Consider the following 1,380-nt stretch of genomic DNA (forward strand, 5'->3'; position numbering starts at 1 on the left):
TAAGGTTGTGCATTGTTCGCATGTTCAATCATACACGTTCGTTATGTCCCAGCCCTGTCCTTTATTCGAATGAGAGCCTATAAAGTGGCATAAGGGTTGCAAACGTTTCTTTTGCTAGAGCAAGGAAAGCCTCACCATCTTGTAAAATGGGGTCTGTTGACGGGATGTGACGACCTACTAAAAATTCTGCCTTCTTCACATCTCGGAATCGTTCAAGGTGCTTGATCAGCTCAGCGTCTGTCAGCTTGCCGAAGGAATATGCATCCTTTTTCATATGGTCAAGGGAAATGACATAGTTGCTTGGAATCGTCTGCTTCACTTTCGTAAGATTATTCAACAGTTTTTCGGCAATTTCCTCCTTATGTGGGAGCTCATAAATATAGGCGAGCCAAAGAAATACATGGTCGTCAAATAGACCGACTTGAAAATGTGGATGTTTTTTATAGCCACGCTTATTATCGCAAATGGCAAGCCATGTATCTTTCGGAGGGTTGACCGTACGTCGTGCATGCTTTGCAATATGTACAAACATTTCATTTCCAGCTAAAGCTGTAATATCATCACAAAGAATGTCACCGATTTCTTTGAATTTCGGTTGAATACGATCTCGAATCGCTTCCATGCGTCCGTCTAAATCATTAATTTGAAACGTGTTAAAATCATTTTGTGTAAATCCTTGAAAACTCACGTGAAATACTCCTTTCAGCCTTCTTTGTCATGAGATTAGTTTAACATAATCATCCGCTGTTCACACAAATTATGATTTAAGTGACTCAAGCTACCATGAATTGAGTAGATTCTTTTAGCTGGTTTTTCTTTTCACATAAGCTGTATGTCACAAATTTCTATCTACGTTCCTATCACAAACAGTTGCATTTTTTTATTCTTTCACATATTATAGAATATAATCAGTTTAAATATCTGAATTTTTCGTTAATGTTTTAGTTGTTTAACCTTCTGTTGTTTCGCGATACTTTATTGTGAAAAGGAGTGTAGGTTACCATGGAACAAGTCATTCAAACGTTTAAACGTAAAGATGGAGAAAAGAGAATTCCTGTTTTGCGACTTGAAATTGATTATGAACTGATGACATTACATGATGCAATGCTTGCAGAAGATCTTGAGACCATGAACTCCTCCAAGCGACGTTTAGAGAAATTTCGGCAAGAGCTTATTCGATTAGAAGCATAAAAATTATTTAACAATAAATTTTTAAAAGTGCGGGCGGACCGCACTTTTTTATATTATATGGGTTTAAAACCACGTGTTCTACACGTGTGAAAATAAAACTTCTAGAGTGGTAAAGTGACAGAAAAAATCTCCAATCGTTATAATAGAAGATGGCCGTCAAACCAACTTCTAAAAAACGAAAGGAGATCT

The 1,380-nt window shown here is 37.0% G+C and carries 2 protein-coding genes; one reads left to right on the top strand and one right to left on the bottom strand.

Annotated features, from left to right (window positions below; genetic code table 11):
* Window positions 1-61: 61 nt before the first annotated feature.
* On the bottom strand, window positions 62-688 hold the full coding sequence (locus BLT_RS0107385) for a YktB family protein (RefSeq protein WP_017727143.1): 627 nt from the start codon (window positions 686-688) through the stop codon (window positions 62-64).
* Between the two features lie 314 nt (window positions 689-1,002).
* On the opposite strand from BLT_RS0107385, the gene BLT_RS0107390 reads away from it, so the two are divergent.
* The gene (locus tag BLT_RS0107390) at window positions 1,003-1,191 is read left to right on the top strand and encodes a hypothetical protein (protein WP_017727144.1); all 189 of its coding nucleotides are present in this window, start codon (window positions 1,003-1,005) and stop codon (window positions 1,189-1,191) included.
* Window positions 1,192-1,380: the final 189 nt, after the last annotated feature.

The sequence above is a fragment of the Halalkalibacterium ligniniphilum genome (genome assembly GCF_000334155.1).
Lineage (GTDB): Bacteria > Bacillota > Bacilli > Bacillales > Bacillaceae_D > Halalkalibacterium > Halalkalibacterium ligniniphilum.